Annotated in this window: 17 protein-coding genes; 11 read left to right on the forward strand and 6 right to left on the reverse strand. The window is 59.0% G+C overall.

Annotated elements, in window-relative coordinates:
- Positions 1–126: 126 nt before the first annotated feature.
- The 4 genes from ACRRSD_RS01170 (at position 127) to ACRRSD_RS01185 (ending at position 5023) form a co-directional block, all read left to right on the forward strand.
- Entirely contained in the window at positions 127–309 is a 183-nt protein-coding gene (locus tag ACRRSD_RS01170) for a DUF6026 family protein (protein ID WP_016983768.1), read from the forward strand.
- Between the two features lie 196 nt (positions 310–505).
- Positions 506–2254, forward strand: coding sequence for a phosphoethanolamine transferase CptA (locus ACRRSD_RS01175; protein WP_435036761.1), 1749 nt, complete (start codon positions 506–508; stop codon positions 2252–2254).
- A gap of 145 nt (positions 2255–2399) precedes the next feature.
- Positions 2400–4628 carry a TonB-dependent siderophore receptor gene (locus tag ACRRSD_RS01180; RefSeq protein WP_435036762.1) on the forward strand — a complete coding sequence of 743 codons (2229 nt, stop codon included), beginning with the start codon at positions 2400–2402 and terminating at the stop codon, positions 4626–4628.
- A gap of 185 nt (positions 4629–4813) precedes the next feature.
- Entirely contained in the window at positions 4814–5023 is a 210-nt protein-coding gene (locus ACRRSD_RS01185) for a hypothetical protein (protein WP_016983771.1), read from the forward strand.
- A gap of 338 nt (positions 5024–5361) precedes the next feature.
- On the opposite strand, the gene ACRRSD_RS01190 is transcribed toward ACRRSD_RS01185, so the two are convergent.
- From ACRRSD_RS01190 to zapE, 3 genes are all read right to left on the reverse strand, one after another.
- Complete coding sequence (locus ACRRSD_RS01190) at positions 5362–5859, reverse strand: GNAT family N-acetyltransferase (protein ID WP_435038563.1); 498 nt, start codon at positions 5857–5859, stop codon at positions 5362–5364.
- Positions 5860–6050: 191 nt separating this feature from the next.
- Entirely contained in the window at positions 6051–6632 is a 582-nt protein-coding gene (locus tag ACRRSD_RS01195; protein ID WP_435036763.1) for a DinB family protein, read from the reverse strand.
- Between the two features lie 17 nt (positions 6633–6649).
- Positions 6650–7765, reverse strand: a complete 1116-nt coding sequence (gene zapE / locus ACRRSD_RS01200) for a cell division protein ZapE (protein WP_435036764.1) — start codon at positions 7763–7765, stop codon at positions 6650–6652.
- Between the two features lie 192 nt (positions 7766–7957).
- On the opposite strand from zapE, the gene ACRRSD_RS01205 reads away from it, so the two are divergent.
- The 4 genes from ACRRSD_RS01205 to ACRRSD_RS01220 all read left to right on the forward strand — a co-directional run bounded on the left by ACRRSD_RS01205 (position 7958) and on the right by ACRRSD_RS01220 (position 11966).
- Positions 7958–9010 (forward strand): aldo/keto reductase, encoded by a 1053-nt coding sequence (locus ACRRSD_RS01205; protein WP_435036765.1) that lies wholly within the window; start codon positions 7958–7960, stop codon positions 9008–9010.
- Between the two features lie 336 nt (positions 9011–9346).
- Entirely contained in the window at positions 9347–10813 is a 1467-nt protein-coding gene (locus ACRRSD_RS01210; RefSeq protein WP_122609503.1) for a nucleobase:cation symporter-2 family protein, read from the forward strand.
- A 65-nt stretch (positions 10814–10878) separates the two neighbouring features.
- Positions 10879–11352: an LEA type 2 family protein gene (locus tag ACRRSD_RS01215; RefSeq protein ID WP_435036766.1), complete on the forward strand. Its 474-nt coding sequence runs from the start codon at positions 10879–10881 to the stop codon at positions 11350–11352.
- Between the two features lie 53 nt (positions 11353–11405).
- Positions 11406–11966, forward strand: a complete 561-nt coding sequence (locus ACRRSD_RS01220) for a GNAT family N-acetyltransferase (RefSeq protein WP_435036767.1) — start codon at positions 11406–11408, stop codon at positions 11964–11966.
- A gap of 117 nt (positions 11967–12083) precedes the next feature.
- On the opposite strand, the gene ACRRSD_RS01225 is transcribed toward ACRRSD_RS01220, so the two are convergent.
- A complete protein-coding gene (locus tag ACRRSD_RS01225; protein WP_435036768.1) occupies positions 12084–13007 on the reverse strand; it encodes a carbon-nitrogen hydrolase family protein in 924 nt (307 codons plus the stop codon).
- An 84-nt stretch (positions 13008–13091) separates the two neighbouring features.
- On the opposite strand from ACRRSD_RS01225, the gene ACRRSD_RS01230 reads away from it, so the two are divergent.
- Positions 13092–14000 carry a LysR family transcriptional regulator gene (locus tag ACRRSD_RS01230; RefSeq protein WP_435036769.1) on the forward strand — a complete coding sequence of 303 codons (909 nt, stop codon included), beginning with the start codon at positions 13092–13094 and terminating at the stop codon, positions 13998–14000.
- A gap of 4 nt (positions 14001–14004) precedes the next feature.
- Here the strand turns inward: ACRRSD_RS01230 and ACRRSD_RS01235 are convergent, their stop codons facing one another.
- Positions 14005–14259, reverse strand: coding sequence for a hypothetical protein (locus ACRRSD_RS01235; RefSeq protein ID WP_007917411.1), 255 nt, complete (start codon positions 14257–14259; stop codon positions 14005–14007).
- A gap of 154 nt (positions 14260–14413) precedes the next feature.
- Here ACRRSD_RS01235 and ACRRSD_RS01240 point away from each other — a divergent pair, with 154 nt between their 5' ends.
- Positions 14414–14731: a DUF883 family protein gene (locus tag ACRRSD_RS01240; protein WP_038363085.1), complete on the forward strand. Its 318-nt coding sequence runs from the start codon at positions 14414–14416 to the stop codon at positions 14729–14731.
- Positions 14732–14962: 231 nt separating this feature from the next.
- Here the strand turns inward: ACRRSD_RS01240 and ACRRSD_RS01245 are convergent, their stop codons facing one another.
- The gene (locus tag ACRRSD_RS01245) at positions 14963–16003 is read right to left on the reverse strand and encodes an Ldh family oxidoreductase (protein ID WP_435036770.1); all 1041 of its coding nucleotides are present in this window, start codon (positions 16001–16003) and stop codon (positions 14963–14965) included.
- A 232-nt stretch (positions 16004–16235) separates the two neighbouring features.
- Between ACRRSD_RS01245 and ACRRSD_RS01250 the strand changes: the two genes are divergently transcribed.
- The gene (locus ACRRSD_RS01250) at positions 16236–21101 is read left to right on the forward strand and encodes a dermonecrotic toxin domain-containing protein (protein WP_435036771.1); all 4866 of its coding nucleotides are present in this window, start codon (positions 16236–16238) and stop codon (positions 21099–21101) included.
- The last annotated feature ends 44 nt before the right edge of the window (positions 21102–21145 follow it).

Genomic DNA, 21145 nt, shown 5'->3' on the forward strand with positions numbered 1-21145 from the left:
CACCGACCATGAAAAATAAAAAAGTTCCATTCACAGGCAAAAGAAATCAAAATCGGCGCCGATAGTAGATCTGTACCGCAAGACGGGACGACCTACAGTTGATGCACGCCATTTGCGAGGTGAGCAATGGGCACAGTACACACAGCAATGCCGCCACAAACCCTGTACGTGACGATTCGTCGCGATGAATTGCGTCAGTTGAAAGACGAACGCGACCAATTGAAACAGGAACTGGCGCAGCTGCGCCTCTTGACCCAGGGTGCGCAACCGCAACCTTTGCCGGTCGTTCAGCGTCATCCCCACGCCTGATCCCCCGCCTCGCCCGGGAGCGGCACCCGCTGTTCCCGACACGTTTAGCCTTGGCTGCTTTAGCCAACTAACAAACTTTTCACATTCTCTTCGTAATACTCCGCCCCCATTCTGGCCGTGCCTGCGCGTACGGCCTCCGTTCGTCGGTTTCATGGATGTTCCGGCGGTGGTTGTAACGAGTGAGCTGGAGCGCCGAATGGCATTGTTCAAACGCAGCACAACGACTGCGACAGGTTTCGATTGGGCCGGTTTTCTCTGGCTGTTTGTATTCTTCTGGTACTTCTCGGGTATCACCCAACTGCTGATCCAGCTGACCGGCACCTCCGGCTTTACCGGGTTCCGTCAGGCGTTCGTCATGAGCGCGATCTGGCTGGCGCCGATGCTGCTGTTCCCCAAGCGCACCAAACTGCTCGCCGCCATCATCGGCGTGGTGCTGTGGGCCTGCTCGATGGCCAGCCTTGGCTACTTCTTCATCTATGAGCAGGAATTCTCGCAGAGCGTCATCTTCATCATGTTCGAGTCGAACGTGTCCGAAGCCGGCGAGTACATGACCCAGTACTTTGCCTGGTGGATGGTACCGGCGTTCCTTGCTCACACCGCGTTCGCTTACTTCCTGTGGACACGCCTGCGCCCGGTGTACATGCCCCGTGGCCGCGCATTCGTCGCGGCGATGGCAATCCTGATTGCGGTGATCGGTTATCCGCTGGTCAAACAAACGATGCGCATGGGCACCTTCGCCCAAGGCTTCGAGAAATTCGAAACCCGCATCGAGCCAGCGGTGCCATGGCAGATGGTCGTGGCCTATCACCGTTACCAGGAAACCCTCGCCGACATGCAGGGCATGCTGCACAACGTGAGCAAGATCGCGCCGCTGAAAAACCTCAAGGACGCCACGGCTGATCAACCGAAGACCCTGGTGCTGGTGATCGGCGAATCGACCAACCGTCAGCGCATGAGCCTCTACGGCTATCAGCGCAACACCACGCCGGAACTGGACAAGCTCAAGGATCAACTGGCGGTGTTCGACAACGTCGTCACCCCTCGTCCCTACACCATTGAGGCGCTGCAGCAGGTCCTGACCTTTGCCGACGAAGAGCATCCGGATCTGTACCTGTCGACACCGTCACTGGTCAGCGTGATGAAACAGGCTGGCTACAAGACCTTCTGGATCACCAACCAGCAGACCATGACCAAGCGCAACACCATGCTCACCACGTTCTCCGAACAAGCCGACGAGCAGGTGTACCTGAACAACAACCGCAACCAGAACGCCGCGCAATACGACGGTGACGTGATCGAGCCGTTCAACAAGGCTTTGGCTGACGCGGCACCGCGCAAGCTGATCGTTGTGCATTTGCTCGGCACGCACATGAGCTACCAGTACCGCTATCCGCCGACGTTCGACAAGTTTCAGGACCGCAACGGCGTGCCACCCGGCGTGCGTGACGACCAGGTACCGACCTACAACAGCTACGACAACGCCGTGTTGTACAACGACTTCGTGGTGTCGAGCCTGATCAAGGATTACGCCAAATCCGATCCGAACGGCTTCCTGCTGTACCTCTCCGACCACGGTGAAGACGTGTTCGACTCGGTGGGCCACAAGACCCTGGGCCGCAACGAAAACAAACCGACCGCGCCGATGTACACCATCCCGTTCATGGCCTGGGCATCGCCGAAGTGGAAAGCCAACCACGACTGGAACTTCGCCGGCGATCTCGATCGTCCGTACAGCAGCTCGCACTTGATCCACACCTGGGCCGACCTCGCCGGTTTGAGTTTCGATGAACTCGACCGCAGCAAGAGCGTGGTCAGCGACAGCTTCAAGGCGCGGCCACTGCTGATCGGCGACCCGTACCAGACAGAGCAGCGCGCGTTGATCGACTTCAGTTTGATGAAGCCGAAAAAACCCGACGTCGCGCCGGCGGGTGTCGCGCAGCAGTAACACCAGAAGGGGCCGACACCGGCCCCTTTTTCATTCTCGACACATCTTCAAATAACAATATTTCTCGTTTGATACTAAATCCCGGCCCCACCCTTCGTCTTTGAACAAACGGAATTTTTCCCTCGAAGACAAGGAGTCGGCTGCGATGTTCGCGCCCATTACCCGTTCCATGACCCTCACCCTCGGCCTGTGCAGTGCTGCGTTCAGCGCCGATCTGCTGGCTGAAGCCGAAGCCGAAAAGCCGCCGCAGCCCGGCAATCCGGCGCTGGAGCTGGCAGCGACCAATGTCAGCGCGCAAGGCCTGGGCACGACCACCGAAAATACCGAGTCCTACACCACTGGCGCGATGAGCACGGCGACGCGACTGAATCTGTCGATCAAGGAAACCCCGCAATCGGTGTCGGTGATCACGCGGCAGCAGATGGATGATTTCAAACTCGGTACATTGTCCGAGGCCATGCGCCAGACCACCGGTGTGGTGGTGCAGCATCTGGATTCGGATCGGGTCAGTTATTCGTCGCGTGGTTATGCGATCAACAACTTCCAGATTGACGGGATGCTCAACACCTTCGATCGCATGAAGTCCGACTCCGACACGATCATTTACGACCGTATCGAGGTGGTGCGCGGTGCGACCGGGCTGACCACGGGTGCGGGTGATCCGTCGGCGACCATCAACATGGTGCGCAAGCGTCCGACCGCGCAGTGGCAGGCGCTGGCCGGGGTCAGTGGCGGCAGTTACGACAATTACTACAGCTACGTCGATGTCGGCGGGCCGCTGGCGTTCGACGGGCGCTTGCGCGGGCGCACGGTGTTGGCGTATCGCGACAACCAGTCGATCAAAGACAAATACGCGCTGCAACGCGAGGTCGGTTATGGCGTGCTTGAGGCGGATCTGACCGATTCCACCGTGCTGGCGGTCGGTTACGACTATCAGAACAAGCATGTGCAAGGCTCGTCCTGGGGTACCGTGCCCTACTGGAATGCCGATGGCAGCAAGGCCGGCCTCGGGCGCTCGACCAACATGGCGACGTCGTGGAGTTCCTGGCCGCTGCAAGACAAGACCGCGTTTGCCACCCTCGATCAGCAACTGGCCGGCGGCTGGCGCCTGAAAGCGGCGTACACCCACCGCGAGAGCAATACCGACGGCAAGGTCTATTACGGTGGTGCCGGTTTTCCCGCAGCTGACCGCAGCGGCATGATCGCCTACACCTCGCACATGATCGGCACGCAGAAAATGCAGGCGTATGACTTCAATGTCTCCGGCCCCTACTCCCTGCTGGGCCGTGAGCACGAAATGATGTTCGGCTACGGTGAGGCCGTGCGCCGCTCGAATTCACCGTACACCATTGCCGGTGCGCGCCCGAAGAACTACGGGACCATCCGCGACTGGAAATACATGGGCGACATCGCCAAATTCAGCGACACCGTTACTGACCTCACCGGTTCCAAGGACGATACCCGGCAGAAAGCCGGGTACATCGCTACGCGCTTGAGCCTGACCGATGATCTGCACGCCGTGCTCGGCAGCCGATACGGCAGTTGGCAAGCGTCCAGTACCAGCAACAGTTACGACGCCAATCGGCAACTGACCGAGGTCGATTACACCAGCCAGAAACAGAACGACGTCTGGACGCCTTACGCCGGGCTGCTGTACGACCTGACCCCGGAATACACGGCGTACGTGAGTTACACCGACATCTTCAAGCCCCAAGGCAACCGCGACAAGAATCGCAAATACATCGACCCGGTGGTCGGCAAAAACTATGAAGTGGGCATCAAGGGCAGCCTGCTCGAGGAACGCCTGAACCTGTCCACGGCGCTGTTCTGGAGCAAGCAGGATAACGTCGCCGAACTCGATAACTCGGTACCGGCAGACCCTGTCACCCGTGAGCAGTTTTACAAATCCGGCGGAAAGGGCAACAAGGTCAACGGCTTTGAAGCTGAAGTGTCCGGGGAAATCCTTCAGGGCTGGAACATGACCGCCGGTTACACCTACACCCACTCGGTCAACGGCGAAAGCGAGCGCACCAACACCAATCAGCCGATGAACCTGTTGCGTGTCTCCACGGCTTACCGTCTGCCGGGTGAATGGCAGGCGCTGACCGTGGGTGGCGCGGTGAACTGGCAAAGCGATGTGTATGGCACCTCGAGCCGGCCGGTTGGCGGCGACACCGAAGAAGCGCGAATTGCCCAGAGCGCCTATACCGTGGTCAATCTGATGTCGCGCTACGAGTTCGACCGGCATCTGTCGGCGTCACTGAACGTCAACAACCTGTTCGACAAGAAGTATTACGACAACGTCGGCTTCTATAACGGCGTGTACTGGGGTGACCCGCGCAGCGTCACTGTCAGTCTCGACTGGAAGCTCTGACCCCGCCCCTCGGGCGCGGCGCAACTGTGCTTGATGTGCGCCGCGTCTGTCTGATATCGCCCCGCAACACCTTGCAAAACCTACACTGAACGGGCGTTAACTCCGTGTTAATTCATGCCACCCAGACTCTCTTCCGAGATCTGCTTCATGGACGAACGGCTCCCACTTGTTCAGTAGGAGGCACCATGAAAATCACTACCGCAATCCTTGCCGGGCTGTTTGCCCTGGGTTCTGCCAGCGTCTTCGCCGAAGGCGGCGCTGAGCGCATGCGTTATTACTACGACAACTTCCCGGTTCAGCACGCCCAGAGCGAGCAGAAGAGCGACGCCAACGCGAAAGAAATTCGCGTTCCCGCCGACCAGACCGCGCAAGTGACCGAGTCCTATCGCGACTGAGAATGACCGAGCAACCGATGGATCTCCCGTGGCTCCGCTCTGGCCTGGGAGAAGACAGTTTGGCGCCCTGATTGGGGCGCCTTTTTTATGGGCATTGAGCGGGGTGTTCGACCTTATGCTGTCGCGAGTTCGCAGATTGGATTGGGTCAGCAAGATCCAACCCCTCACCCCAGCCCTCTCCCCAAAGGGGCGAGGGGGAAAGGGAGCCGATTTTCATGCTTTTCAAAACCTGAGTTCGGCTTGATGTTTCAGGTCGGCGTATCTCGCCCAAACACCTCGGTCAGTCCCCTCTCCCTATGGGCGGTCCGACGTTTCGGGAGGGTTAGGGTGAGGGGCTTCTAGGCCTGCAAACTCTTGATCCAGAACTGCATGCGCCCGTGATCCGGGTCAAACATGCCCGGCGCGAAGCCGAACTTGCGGTAAGAACCCTGCGCCACAGCGTTGCCTTCCAGCACTTCGAGGGTGATCTTGCAGCAACCGCGCTGGCGAGAGATTTCCTCGACTTTCTGCAGCATCTTCTGGCTCAGCCCGAGGCCGCGAAATTTGCCCACCACCGCCACGTCGTGAACATTGACCAACGGTTTGCAGGCGAACGTGGAAAACCCTTCAAAGCAATTCACCAGCCCTGCCGGCTCGCCCCCGACAAAGGCCAGCACGCTGAACGCATGCGAGCGCCGGGCCAGTTCTTCGGGCAGTCGACGCAACAGGTCTGGGTCAAGCGAATGACCGCCACCCATAGGGTCTTCGGCGTAATGATTGAGCACGATACCGATGGCCTCGGCGTGCGTTGGATTGCTGTAGCTGGCCTGAAGTACAAGAATCTCTGCGGAATCCATTTCCATCCCCGAACGCACAAAAGCCCCGGCGCGCAAAGTGCGCACTGAAAGGCTGCCTGACCTTAGCGCGGGGGTGATCGAGCGGGCAACCCGCAAATGCAAAAGATCGTCCGATCGCGGCCCGAGCCTTCGGCAGCTCAGGTAATCGGGTGTAGGAGCTGCCGAAGGCTGCGATCTTTTGATGTGCTTCGTCAGTGCCCCCAGATCAACTCTTCAGTCCAGCCCAGTTCGGCAAAATCCTCGGCGCGCAGCTCACTTTCGCCAACACAAAAGAATTCATCCAGTTGCGGCGGCTTCACAGCAGTATCGCTGAGCATCGCGTGCACCTGGCCCCGGTGATGGATCTGGTGTTCAAACAGGTGCGAAAGCATGCGCAAACGACTGTCGTGCTGCGGCGTATCACGGGCGATAGTGACGATCCGGGGCAGATCGGCATCGCGCAGTTGCTCGCAATAGGCAATCAGCCGCCGGTCAACGTGAGCCTGCTCTTCACGCAACTGCGCGCCCTCGGTAAACGGCTCATCCGCATTGAAAAACACATAGCAGTCCGGATGCGGCTCGGCCCCGCGCAGCTCGCGTTCCAGTGCATCGACGTAGAACCAGTCGCAGGTGAGGATGTGATTGAGGGTCAGACGAATGCTCGGAAAGAAACTCACCCGAGGCGCCGCCAGATCCGCCGCTCCCAACTGCGTCCAGGCCTTGGCCAGCCGATGGTTGGCCCAGGCATTCTGATAAGCCATGGTCAGCAAATGATGAGATAACGTTTGGCTCATATCGGCGCCCTCTTCATTCAAGCTTCGGCAAAGCGCTGCAGCTGCATCTCCTGCAAGCGACTGAGGGTGCGGCGGAACGGGAATTCCAGATAACCCTCGGTGTACAGCGCGTCCATCGGCACCCGGGCCTCGATGTACAGCGGTACCTTGCGGTCGTAACACTCGTCGACCAGCGCGATGAAACGCCGCACGCCATCGTCGTGAACCGACAATTGCGGCAGCTCGCGGTCACCGGCCACCACACGTTGTGCGCCATCTTCAGTGCCGCGCGCGATGCGCCCTTCACGTTTCTCTGCGCTCAGATTCGGCACCTCGCTCAACAGAATAGCTGTGTAGCGGTCGCACAGCGCGATGAAATCCATGGCGGCGAACGGTTGCTCGCAGAGATCGGCGTAACGGCACCACACCACCGTTTCACTGGCCTGCACCACGTTCAACTGGCGGTGCCCGACCGTCACCGGTTCGCTGCTGGCCGATTGCCCGGCGGTCAGTGCCTGAAACACTTCATCCAGCGCACTGACCGCAGAAGTGGCCACAAAGTAGCGTTGCAGGCCCGCCCCCGGATGCAGTCGATGATCCTCGGCGCCGTTCACCGCCACCACCTGCATATGCGCTTTGATCGCGGCAATGGCCGGCACAAACCGGTCGCGGTTGAAGCCATCGGCGTACAGCTCATCCGGCGGCAGATTGGACGTGCACACGATCACCACGCCTTCGTCGAACATCACCTGAAACAACCGCCCGAGAATGATCGCGTCACCGATGTCGTTGACGAACAGTTCATCGAAGCACAGCACCCGTACCTCGGCCGCCAGCTCTTTGGCCAGTGCGCGCAACGGATCGGCAATCCCGGTCAACTGGAACGAGCGCTGATGCACCCAGCCCATGAAGTGATGAAAGTGTTGGCGTCGCGCCGTCACCCCCAGGCTCTGATAGAACTGATCCATCAGCCAGGTCTTGCCGCGCCCGACCGGCCCCCACAGATAAACGCTGGTGACCGAACGGGCCCCGGCGTGCAGCGCTTCATGGCATTTTTGCAGCGCCCAGACCGCGTGTTCCTGGGCTTCATCCTGGATGAAACCCTTGTGTTGCACGGCGTGTTGCCAGGCGCTGAGAGGAGAGTCGAAATTCATGCGCGGCAGTATGCCACGACTGCCACTACGACAAAGATCAGCATCGGCAACCACCTGTTCAACGTCACGCCGCGCAGATCGAATGACCGTTGAGCAACAAGGCACTTGACGCTGAATATTACCAACATCATATTGAGCGAAATATGTTGCTCGTAATTTTTTACCTGCCACTTTTCTATCTGGAGCGTCGCCATGCATTACAAGGTTTTCGGCCGCAAGACCGGCCTGCGCGTATCGGAACTGGCGTTGGGCGCCGGCAACTTTGGCACCGGGTGGGGTCACGGCGCCGAACGTGATGAAGCCAAACGTATCTTTGATGGGTTTCTCGATGCCGGCGGCAATTTCATTGATACCGCCAATGGCTATCAGGGCGGGCAATCGGAAACGATGCTCAGCGAGTTCATTGCGCCGGAACGTGACCGGCTGGTGATCGCCACCAAATACAGCATGGGCACAACCCCGGCCGACGGCATTTCCCACACGGGCAACAGCCGTAAAAACATGGTTCGCGCGGTTGAGGAAAGCCTCAAGCGTCTGAACACCGATCACATCGATCTGTTCTGGGCCCACGTGACCGATGGCGTGACGCCCATGGAAGAAATCCTGCGCGGTTTCGATGACCTGGTGCGCGCCGGCAAGATTCACTATGCCGGCCTGTCGAACTTCCCGGCATGGCGCATTTCCCGCGCCGACGTACTCGCAGAAGTGCGCGGCTTCGCGCCGATTGCAGCGATTCAGGTCGAGTACAGCCTCGCCGAACGCAGCGCCGAGCGCGAATTGCTGCCGATGGCTGAAGCGCTTGGACTTGCGGCGACGCTGTGGTCGCCACTGGCCGGTGGCTTCCTGACTGGCAAGTATCGCGGTGGCGATGACAACAACCGCGCCAGCAAACTCGGCATGTTGGTGCATGCGGAAAAAAGCGCCCGCGAAACCGCCCTGCTCGATACGTTGCTGGCCGTGGCTGCAGAAATCAACGCCAGCCCAACGCATGTCGCCATCGCTTGGCTTCGCGAGAAGGCCCGGCGCTCGACTACCGCACTGATTCCGATCCTCGGCTCGCGCACCCGCGAACAACTCGACGCCACCCTCGGCGCACTCGACGTGCAACTGAGTGCACACCACATGGCGCGGCTTGAAGACAGCAGCGTCGTGCCGGCCGGCGTGCCGCACGAAACGATTGCCAGTGCCGCGCCGCGCTTTACCGGCCCGCAAACGCTGGACCTGCCAATCATCCCGGTGGCCTGAGCAGGCTGTGAGAGCCTGCTCGCGAAAGCGGCGAGTCAGTCAATAAAGTTGTTGGTTGAGCTGACGCCTTCGCGAGCAAGCTCGCTCCCACAGGAGTGATGCAGGCCAAGGGCTTGCTGCAGCCGGTGCGGGGAGTCGAGTTTTGACGCCGCGTTTTATCTGACCTGGCATCGGGTGCGGGTGCGGGGGAACTGCAGCAATCTCGGGCATTCACCGATATCAACCAATAAATCCTGACCTTTCAGGCAGTTATTGCTCGTTGCCCTCGCCGCCCTCTTCCGGCATCCTGCGCCTCCATTTTCTGACCCGGCCCCGCCTCGCGGCGCGCAAAACAACATGACCGCCTCTGAAAAAGCCCCGCGCAACAACGACCTGATTTACGGCCTGAACGACCGCCCGCACCTGACTGCCACCGTATTTGCCGCGCTGCAACACGTGTTGGCCAGCTTCGTCGGCATCATTACTCCCACCCTGATCATGGGTGGCGCCCTCGGTCTGCAAAGCGAAATCCCCTACCTGATCAGCATGGCCTTGTTCGTGTCCGGGCTCGGCACGTTCGTCCAGGCCAAGCGTTTTGGCCCGGTGGGTTCCGGATTGTTGTGCCTGCAAGGCACCAGTTTTTCCTTTATCAGCGTGATTCTCAGTGCCGGCTTCATGGTCAAGGCGCGCGGTGGCGGCACCGATGAAATCCTCTCGACGATCTTCGGCGTGTGCTTTTTCGCCGCCTTCATCGAAGTGGTGCTGAGCCAGTTCATCGGCAAACTGCGCATGCTGATCACCCCGGTGGTCACTGGTACGATCATCACGCTGATGGGCCTGTCGCTGATCAAAGTGGCGATGACCGACATCGCCGGCGGTTTCGGCGCGCCTGATCTGGGTGCGGCCAGCCACATCTTCCTCGCCGCGTTGGTGATCGGCACCATCGTGGTGCTGAACCGCGTCGACGTGCCGTTTCTGCGCCTGGGCGCGATCGTTATCGGCCTGACTTTGGGCTATGTGGTCGCGTGGCTGATGGGCACCGTGGATTTCGCCTCGATGCCCGAGGTGCCGCTGGTCAGCGTGCCGGTGCCGTTCAAGTACGGTTTCAACTTCGACTGGGTGGCGTTCGTGCCGGTCGCGGTGATTTTCCTTGTCTCGCCACTGGAAGCTGCGGGCGATCTGACCGCCAACTCGATGATTTCCCGGCAGCCGGTCAAAGGCCCGCTGTACATCCGCCGGATCAAATCCGGCCTGCTCGCCGACGGCCTCAATTCGGCCATGGCTGCGGTGTTCAACAGCATGCCGATGGTGACCTTCGCGCAGAACAACGGCGTTATTCAGCTGACTGGCGTGGCCAGCCGTTATGTGGCTTTCTTCATTGCCGGTTTGCTGGTGCTGCTGGGGCTCTTCCCGATGATCGGCGCGGTGCTGCAACTGATGCCGAAACCGGTACTCGGCGGCGCCGAACTGGTGATGTTCGGCACTGTGGCAGTGGCCGGGATCAAGATCCTCGCCGAGGCCGGCCTGCATCGGCGCAACATGCTGATCGTGGCGATTTCGCTGGGCATGGGCCTGGGCATCGCGGCGGTGCCGGAAGTATTGCGCGAGCTGCCGCAAGCGCTGCGTAACATCTTCGAATCGCCGATCACCGTCGGCGCTTTGTGCGCTATCGTGCTGAACATCTTCCTGCCGGAAGAATTCATCGAGCTGGAAGAAGACGATTTCGACCCGGAAGCTTCTATTCTTCAGGTCATGGAAAACCCGGATGTGCCGGCCAAAGGTGAACCCGCTCCAGCGGCGGCTGTCGCACAGTTGAACCGCTAACGTCTGGCCTCAAAAAAAGGGCTGAGCCGATAACGGTTCAGCCCTTTTTTGTTGAGAGACTGTTTATGCGCCGCTTGCACGCCGTCATTCTGTCGTTACTGCTACTGTCCCTCAGCGCCTGCGCGCTGTTCCCCAACCGTGATCCAGTGAACATCAACGTGGTCGGTCTCGAACCATTGCCGAGCCAGGATCTGGAAGTACGTTTCGCCATCAAGTTACGCGTACAGAATTCCAATGAAACAGCCATCGACTACAACGGAATCGCCCTGGATCTGGAGGTCAACGGCCATTCGCTGGCCTCCGGCGTCAGCGATCAGAGTGGCTCGATCCCACGGTTTTCCGAAAGCATCGTCACGGTACCCGTCAGCATCTCGGCTTTCTCGGTACTGCGCCAGACCCTCGGTCTGAGCCAGACGCAAACCCTCGACAACCTGCCTTACGTCCTGCGCGGCAAACTCGCCGGCGGCTTGTTCGGCACCATGCGTTTCGTCGACAGCGGCAAGCTCAGTTTGCCCAAAACCAGTGCCGCGACCTGGTAAAAATGCGTTAGCCTGCTTCGTTCCTTAAAGACATTCATGGAGGCTGCAGGTTTATGGAAGACATACCGACGCTGTACACCGAACGACTGATCCTGCGCCCCTTGCAACTGGCCGATGCCGAAGCCGTGCAACGCGAATTTCCGCATTGGGAGGTGGTGCGTTATCTGAACGCGGCCGTGCCATGGCCGTATCCGGAGGGCGGTGCCCTCGCCTATCTGCGCGACATTGCCTTGCCGGCGGTCGCGGCGGGCAAGGAATGGGCCTGGACGATTCGCCTGAAATCGGCACCGGAGCAATTGATCGGCAAGATCAGCCTGATGGATCAGACGGACAAACACCGCGGCTTCTGGCTGGCGCCGGCGTGGCAAGGTCAGGGGTTGATGACTGAGGCCAGTGCGGTGGTGACCGATTACTGGTTCAACGTTCTTCAGCGCCCAGTGATGCGCGTGCCGAAAGCCGCGCCGAACATCGGCTCGCGCAAGCTTTCGGAGCGCGTGGGGATGCGCTTGATCCGGACCGATGAAGGCGATTTCGTCGGTGGGCGTTTTCCACGGGAGCTCTGGGAAATCACCCGCGAAGAATGGCAGCAACGCCAAAAAAACCTGGCCTTGTGAGCCCCCCTGTGGGAGCGAGCCTGCTCGCGAATGCGTCGTCACACTCAATATTTGCGTTGACTGACACTCCGCTTTCGCGAGCAGGCTCGCTCCCACAAGTTCTCTATCGGACTGGAGTCATGTGTTGAAACGCACACCCGGTTTTGCCCGCTCATCCACACTCAGCTCAAACACATCCGGCCGCGCATAGTGCCCAACCACATCGTAGTCATAGCGCGCCCGCACCAACTCATCGGTGTCAATTTCAGCAGTGAGCAACCCCGCCTCACCGCGCAACGGTCCTGCCAGTACATCCCCCATCGGCCCGACAATCACGCTGCCACCGGCAATCAATGGCCGGTCCGCCGGCCAATTGGCGATTTCTACGCCCAATTCATTCGGCGAAGCCTGCACCTGACACGCACTGACCACAAAGCAGCGGCCTTCATGGGCAATATGACGCATGCTGACTTGCCACATTTCGCGCTCATCGACGGTCGGCGCGCACCAGACTTCAATGCCTTTGGCATACATCGCCGTGCGCAGCAGCGGCATCATGTTTTCCCAGCACACCACCGCGCCGAGCTTGCCGACCTGCGTCTCGAGCACCGGCAAGGTCGAGCCGTCGCCCTTGCCCCAGATCAGCCGTTCGGTGCCGGTCGGCATCAGTTTGCGGTGTTTGGCGATGAGTCCGGCCTGCGGATCGAAATACAGCGCCGTGCAATATAAGGTGCTGCCAGCGCGCTCGATCACGCCGATCACCAGATTGGCCCCGGTGCGCGCCGACAGGCCGGCCAGTGCTTGCGTCTCGACGCCCGGCACATCAATCGCGTTGGCGAAGTAACGGGCGTAGGCCTCGCGCCCTTCGGGCAGGCGGTAGCCCAATTGGGTGCCAAAGCCTTCGCCTTTTGGATAACCGCCCAGCAGCGCTTCCGGCATCACCACCAGCGCCGCTCCGGATTCGATGATTGCGCCCTCCCAGCTGAGAATCTGTTCCAGGGTGGCGTCTTTGCCTTCGGGCAAGGCGCCGATTTGCAGCGCAGCAACAATTGACTTGGGCATCGAGGTGACTCCATCAGGTTCGGATGTTGCTGATTCTGCGGTGCCGAGCGATCATGAATAAAGCCCTGAACACTGCTGAATGATATGAGCCAAATGAATATCGCCACCGTCGACCTCAACCTGTTGAAAGTCTTTGAAGCCCTGCACGAAGAATCCAGCGCCAGCCGCGCGGCGTTGCGTCTGGGCGTGACGCAATCGGCCGTCAGTGCGGCGCTGCGCCGGTTACGCGAGGTTTACGGCGATCAATTGTTCGTGCGCACGGGGCGCGGACTGGCGCCGACACTCAAAGCCAATCAATTGAAACCGGTGGTCAGCGAGGCACTGAACAAATGTCGGCAAAGTCTGGCAATGGTCGACCCCGCCGCCAATCAATACGACGGCCGCTCAGTGATTGTGGGGCTGTCGGATGACTTCGAGATTGCCTACGGTCGCCGCCTGATCGAGGAAATTGCCCACAGTGCGCCGAAGCTGCGCTTGATTTTCCGTCAGACCCACAGCCAGATCGTCGCCCGCGCCCTGATGGAGCGCAGCATCGACCTGGCAATCACGGCAGGTGGCTTTGCCGAGCGCCTGCTCAGTCGGCAGGTGCTGGGCGAAGGTGGTTATGCCTGTCTGCTCGACCCGGCGAGTCTTGCACCCGGACAGCGGCAGATCGACCTCGACGAGTTCGTCGCCCGCGAGCACATTCTGGTGTCGTCGGGCGGTTTTATCGGAATTACCGATGAGGGTTTGGCGGCGCTGGGCCTGAATCGACGAGTGTGCGCCTCGACCACGCATTTCGCCGCATTGCCCTGGCTGCTCAAGGGCAGTCGGGCAGTGGCGACGATTCCGGCGCATGCCGCCGAGAGTATCGCGGCACTCAGCGGTCTGGCGCTGCTGCCCTGCCCGCTGAAATTGCCGCGTTATCCGATCGAACTGGGCTGGCGCACCAGCACGCAGATCGATCCGGTGGTGGTCAAAGTGCGCGAGGCGATTGCCGCGACGTTTACCTGAGACTTTACTTGTTGGCGGCCATCAGGCGATTGACTTCACTGCGCACCATGTTGGCGAACTCCGGCGGCGACATGCCGTCCAGTTCGGCGCGGACCCATTCGGCCCATTTGCCTTTGCGCTTGCCACGCTCGCCGAACAAACGCGCGGCTTCGCCTTTGGCCTTGCCCAGATTGTTCTGCCAGAGTTCGAACAGACGGGATTTCTCGTCTTCCAGCGCAGCGCGCTCTGCGAGTGATTTGTCGGCCAGATTGAAACTCATGGGGAATTATCCTGCTGCGTAAAATGGCGACATCTTACACGCTCGACGGAAATCTCCCGCGCAGGTTTTTCTTTCTGACCTAAATTCAGTGCAACTTTTCAGCAAGCGCCACACTCCATTGATCACTGTCCATTCAACTGCAAGGAGTCACTCAATGGCCCGCAAATCCGCCGTGCAAGCCGCCGAAGACCAAATCAAGGATCAGGCCTTCAGCGAACTTCAGGCTCTGATCGAAGAGTCCGACAAACTGCTCAAAAGCAGCGCCTCACTGGTCGGCGAAGAAGCGGAAACGCTGCGCGGACAAATCGCCCTGAAACTGCAACAGGCACTGGATTCGGTGTCGAGCGTGCGTGATCGCACCCAACCGGCAGTCGAAGCCACCGAAAGCTACATCGGCGGTCATCCGTGGCAGACCGTGGCGATCTCCGCCGGTTTCGGTCTGGTGGTTGGTTTGCTGCTCGGCCGTCGCTGAGTCAAACGCCCACAAAAAAAGGCGAACCCGCTGGGTTCGCCTTTTTTATGCCTGCTTGATTCCAGCGGCTTTGTGACCAGCTTCAGGCTTTCAAAACCCGAGCTCAGCTCGATCGCTCACGTCGGCGCACATCTCCCATTCACCTCGGTCAGTCCCCTCTCCCTCCGGGCGGTCCGACGTTTCGGGAGGGTTAGGCGGGCGGCGTTCCGATGAGGGGCCTTTGCTCTTTGCTCACACCCCCGCCAACTCACGCAACTGCGCCAGCGTCTGCGCGTCCAGCACAATGCCCTCAGCCAACGACTTACTGCGCTGCCAATGCCGACGATCCCCCGGCAGACGCTTGAGCCCGACACCGTGCATCTGCCGCACCAATTCCCCACTGCGCTCGGCAAAACTCTGCCCGGCAGCCTTGCCCGGATCGATGACAATCAGCAACTGCCCGGTCCACGGCGTTTTCGCCCCCGGATGATTGGACCAATCGAATTCAAAGGAGAAGTTGCCTCCCGTCAGGGCTGCGGCCAACAGCTCGACCATCATCGACAGCGCCGAACCCTTATGACCACCGAATGGCAACAGTGCTCCACCCTCAAGAATCGCCTTGGGGTCTTGAGTCGGCTGGCCGAGGCTGTCTACGCCCATCCCGGCCGGCAGCCGCTCGCCTTTGCGCGCGGCGATCTGCACGTCGCCATGGGCGATCGCGCTGGTGGCCAGGTCGAAGACAATCGGCGCGGCGCCGGCCCGTGGTGCGGCAAAAGCAATCGGGTTGGTGCCGAACAGCGGCCGGTCGGCGCCGTGGGGCACTACGCAGGTCATGCTGTTGACCACGCTCAGCGCCACCAGACCTTCATCGGCGAACGGCTCGACGTCCGGCCACAGCGCGGCAAAGTGATGCGAGTTGCGAATCGCCAACACGGCAATCCCGGCGCTACGCGCCTTCTCCACCAACAACGGCCGAGCAGCGGCCAGCGCCGGTTGAGCGAAACCATTGCCGGCATCGACACGGACAAATCCCGATGCGACATCTTCGACTTGCGGCACAGCGTGGCCGTTGACCCAGCCGCTTTCAAGGGTCGAGACATACCCGGGAATGCGGAACACGCCGTGACTGTGGGCACCATCGCGTTCGGCCCCGGCGCAATTGGCGGCCAGCACTTGCGCGACTTCGGCGGAAGTACCGTGGCGCAGAAAAATCGTTTCAAGCAATTGCGTCAGCGCTTCAAGAGACAACGAGGACGAGACAGCAGAAGACACATGATCGTGTGGCGCAGACATCTGAAGCTCCAGAATGATTATTGGAGGGAACAACAGCGTACGGACGACTTGCCTACCGATTAACCATGGCGGAGCTGTCGGCTGTCAACCCTTCGAACATTCGGGAGTGACTGACGCCCTGCCCTGCACACTTCAGCTCGGCCTGTGCGGTAACTATGTACCGCCAGTGCGCTGAACTGCGTACCTATTCTTGAGCTCCTCGCCCAAGGCGTCCCCGCTCAGAGTTCCGATAATGCCTAGCCCCCTGCTCTTCCCCGACATGCTCAAATCCCCAGGCCTGCATGACGACTTACGTCTAGCCCACGGCCTGAACAGCAAAGATTTCCCTTGGCTCGCCCATGTGCAACTGGCAACCCATGCGCTGCGCAGTGAACAAACCCCACCCATGCTGGCCGAACGCATTCTGCTTAACGCCGACAAACAATTGGCTGTGCCGCTGGCCGGCAGTTTTATTCTCAGCGCCGGGCCGGATGACAAGGGCGTGTTTCTCTACACCCCCTACGATGGCCTGAAAAAATACACTGATCACAAGGCGCTGACCGAGGCCTTGCAAACGCGCCTCGACAGCGCTGACGAAAAGGATGATCTGTTTGCCTTTCTCACCGTGTCGCTGCGCAAGGAGCTGGTTGAGAAACGCGGTATCACCGTGACCCGTGAAACGATCTCAGGTGACGTGTTTGACGATCAACAAGCCGCGATCAACCAATCTCAGGACGCCTGCGCGCGCGACCTGCTGGATGAACTCAAACGCCTGCCATCGCTCACGACTCTGCTGGAAAAGATTCTCGATGAACTGCTCGAACCCCACTTTGCCGATTTGCAGCAGTCGCGCACCCGGGTCAGTTTTTTCGCCGACACCGCCCCACTCTCCGGGGATGTCAGGCAATGGGTCGATTCGCTGTCGCTGAGTGAAGCTTTGTTGCTGTACTTCCGCCGTCAAGCCTGGCCGCGTGGGCAGACAGCTGAATTTTCCCATCCCGCTCGCTCAAGCCGGGATGCTGACCAGATCGCGTGGTCGGAAGCAATCAAGTCGGCGTCGGGGAAACTGACCATGCTGCTGTTCCGACAGCTTGAGGCCTATTGGAATGCCGCCTCATTCGAGGGATCACCCAGACGCACATTCTTCAGTCAGACGCTGCAGGATCAGGTGCGTGCGGATTTGATGATCAAGCGCGAAACGGAAATCCTTTCCGCCACCGAGTTCGATGCATTGCACAGCCTGATCCGGGAACCGAATGTCGCTTTCCAGCGCCCCAACTTCGAAACCGTGTGTTTGCGCGACGGGACCGCCTATGTCGAGTTGGCCGGCTCGCTGATGATCAACTATGACAAAGCCTACCTCTACACCCCCACTCAAGGCTTGCAGGTCCTCACCAACTACGCCGATCTGAAACAGACACTGACCGCCAAGCTCAATGCCGCCGGACATGAAGACGAGCTATACGGTCTCATGAATCTGGAGGAGCGTAATCGTTACCTTGGATTCGCCAATGCACAGGTGGCCGGTGAAAACATCGGCGGCGAAATCATTACGACGCTGTTTGAAGCAATCCTCACCAAACAACGCCAGAACGTTGAATACGCCTTGCAGCTCTTTCGCCAGAACGAACGCACGACTGACATCCATGCGCTTTTCGACAAGGCGCTGGATATTCGCTCAATGATTCACGAGCGCTTGCTCAAGCTTGACGTCAACGAGCGTTGGAGTACTCGCCCCTTGTTTTCCAGTGCTCCACCGTCGTCGCTCGTGCAGGCCGACAAGGCTGCGCAGTTGGCGACAACGCTTGAACGAACACTGGAGAATCTCACCAGCCACTTTAAAGATCAGCCAACCGCGAGCAGCACCGAACAACGCGCCTTTCTCGAAGGCATACGGTGGAAATTGGCGCAGGCTTTTGAGGATGGGGTGCGTGGTGAGGCGCAGATGAGAAGCCTCAGCGGCTCCTGGCTGACGGCCGAACGAAAAATAGTCGAAACCGTGTTCGAGGCAAAACACGCAACACGCATGGATCGCCAGTCGCTCAATGGCTTCCGGCCGGATGCATGGTCGCTCACCCTCACCCGCGAGGGCCAGAGTGAGGTGCTGCCGCTTGCCCACTGCGTGCTACTGACCGAACGCGGAGGCCTGGACATCGAACACTCCGGACGCGCCATCCTGTGGACACCGGCCATCGGCCTGGAATCGTTCGCCGACATCGCCATTGCGCAAAAGCAGCTGCAACGGCGGCTCGACAACAATAACCTGAGTCAGATGCTGCTGGAGAATCTGCCACCGCAGCAACGCCAACTGGATCAGCAATACACCCTGAGCACCTTCCAACTGATTGAAGGCAATGTGCTGAACGATCGCATGCAATCGGCCATTGAACACTTCCTGGCCCAGTGTGAGGTATTGCGCGCTTGTATCAAGGACGAGACCACACTCGCAAACTTCCTCAGCCAGATGAAAAACACCGTTATCGATACCAACTTGCCCCGGGCCATTGAACTCGCTCGGACCATTGTCCGTCGGCTCGAGTACCCAGACTGGCTACGCATGGCCCCGGTCACCGAACAACGTACGCAACTCGCCCTGCTGGATGAACTGCGGCGCAGCTTCATCGATGGCAAGGATTTTCTCGAGGGCGTCCCTGCGTTAGCCACCCATGTCGAGGAGACGCTGCAGACACTGCTCGACGCCAGATTCCCCAACAATGGACTCAAACCGCAGGAGATTCAGATCACCCCGAATCTGACACTGGCCGGCCCCGCCTGCGACCTGCTCGACTTTGCTTTGCATCATTACAACATCGTGCAGGGCACCGGTTTCAAGGTTGCCTCGAAAACAGCCACTGCCTTGCCGGCAAAGCTCGATCAATCTGCGGTACAACAACTGCTGCAATCGCTCGCTATCACCACCACCTACACGCAGAAAGTGAGCGAAGCGCTGTCAGCTGACCGTGACTCGGCACGCACCAGCAAAGCGCGTTTTTTACGTCAGTTACCCTGGCAGTTGATGCAGCACGCGCACTCGCTGAAGTTGCAACAACAGCTGTCGGAAAGCGGATACGACTATATTTGTCAGGTTCTGGATATGCCTGACGGAGTAGCGCGTGCCATGGTAAAGGACGCTCACGCCATTGCTTGCCCGCTGTCTTTGATCAAGACCGGAGGTGCTGACTTCATCGACGCCCTCGGACTCTATGTCATCGGACCGGGTGCGGGAAAAACAGGACCACGGGTGCTCTACGCTCCTTACTCCAAGTACGTTTTTCGCGAGTTCGAAAATGAAGCGCAGTTGATCGATGCTTTGAATACACCCGGGCATTTTCAGGATTTGATCATCCGGCGCTTGCCCTCTGCGCAACAGGGTGTCTTCAAGAATCTGCTGAAAACAACGATTGGCAAACCCAGTGAAATCAAACTGCAAAGCACTGCCATTAACGGCAATCTGCTGGAACGGTTGCACAAGGACACCCTCAGTTTGTTGCCGCAACTGCTCAGTTGCCAGCCGCAGATCAATGCCCAAGCCGACTGGGAAGCGGCGAAGTTTCTCTTCAGCCACGGCGTCCGTCTGGTTCCCCATCTGTTGCCGGGGAAACTCGCCTCTTTGGTTTTTTTCTGGAAGAGCTACAACGACTTCAAAGCGTCCGCTGAAGATCTGCAAGAGCATCATTGGGCGAACGCGCTGAAAAGCTTCATCTCGGGAGCCATTTCCCTGTTCAGTGTGGGCCGCTTGTCCTGGGAAACAGAAGTTGAAAAGCAAACGGCTGAGTTTGCCTCTGATGTACAGGTTCCTGAATCGACGGCTGCTGAAACCGCAGGAACCACAACAGTAAAAGTCGCCCCTCTCTGGGCAAAAGTCCCGCCCGATACCGCCTCTCGCATTGATCTCCAACGCTTTGAAACCACCACCGCGCTGGAGAAGCTCAAGCTTGAGAGCAATAACCTTGTTTACGGAGATTCGTCGACGACACAAAAATACGCGGCGATTGCCGGCAAGGTCTATCCGCTGCTCCAGTCTGAAAAAACCTGGTATTTGCATATAAAAGACGGGGGCCAAGGGCCGGCGCTTGAACAGAAGAACTCAAGACTTGTGGTTGCCGGCGCTGAAAAGTCGGCTCGTCGTTGCCGGTCAAAGCAACGCGACCGCGTGCAAACCGACGTCGAGCGCAGCCGTTCAATACTGATGTACATCCAGGCTAAAGGCATGGCACAAATCAACCGCCGCTATCCCGCCAGAGCCTTCGTGATACAGCAAGCTGTCGGTCGGGCAAGAGACTACGCGCTGAATTGCCTGCACAACTTCGTCATCCATCGCGACAATCTGGGTGGCACTCGAGTGGAAACGGCACTCAGACATTTTTTCGAAGTGTCGCAAGTCACCCCTATGCTGCTCAGGAAGTTCGAAAAGGTGATCATCCCCCTTTGCCGAGAGTTGACAGATCCCAAAGATGACTTGCTTTATACGGAACGCTTTTTCGCGGGTCTGAATGCGCGGTATGGCGACGATACGGTTGCTTTTGTTTTCAAGGAAGACAGGCGAAAAGTAGTCCACTTTACCGAACTGTTTTTTAATCCGGGGCTGGATGCCTACACCGCTTTTCTGCCTCCCAGGTTCAATGTTGACTCTCACGCTCGCGCTGTCTCGCTGATCCACGAACTCTCGCATTTAGTCTGCGACAGCGAAGACTTTGTCTCCGTAGAAGCGATGGGGCCATATCCCCATCTGATCGACACATCAACCGCTAACGGGAAAATTCTCAAAGCTGACATTGATCGCCAACGTAAATCCTTGTCCCGCTCTACGCCACTTTCACGGCTGTTCGCGGAGAAGAGCAAGAATGGGGTGTGGGTGGATCTGGATCAGTTGCCGGAGCGCGCCAATGAATACAAGAAAATTCTCACCCTGACTAAAACCAAAAACCTTGCAGATGCACGTAGAGCCTTTCGCAGTCTGGTCTCTGATGAAGCACGTATAGACGTAATGTTGGCCAACGCTGACTCGATCGCATTGCTCATCAGCGAAATGGGCCGGGAGCTGGACCCTCTTCCGGCACCAATACCTTTGCCGGCGCCAATCTCTAGCCAGGCAGGATCGTTACCTGCCTTGCCTTGACAACCGGAACAAAAATACGCCGGCTAGAAGCCGGCGCATTCTTA

The sequence above is a fragment of the Pseudomonas neuropathica genome (genome assembly GCF_051174785.1).
Taxonomy (GTDB): domain Bacteria; phylum Pseudomonadota; class Gammaproteobacteria; order Pseudomonadales; family Pseudomonadaceae; genus Aquipseudomonas; species Aquipseudomonas neuropathica_A.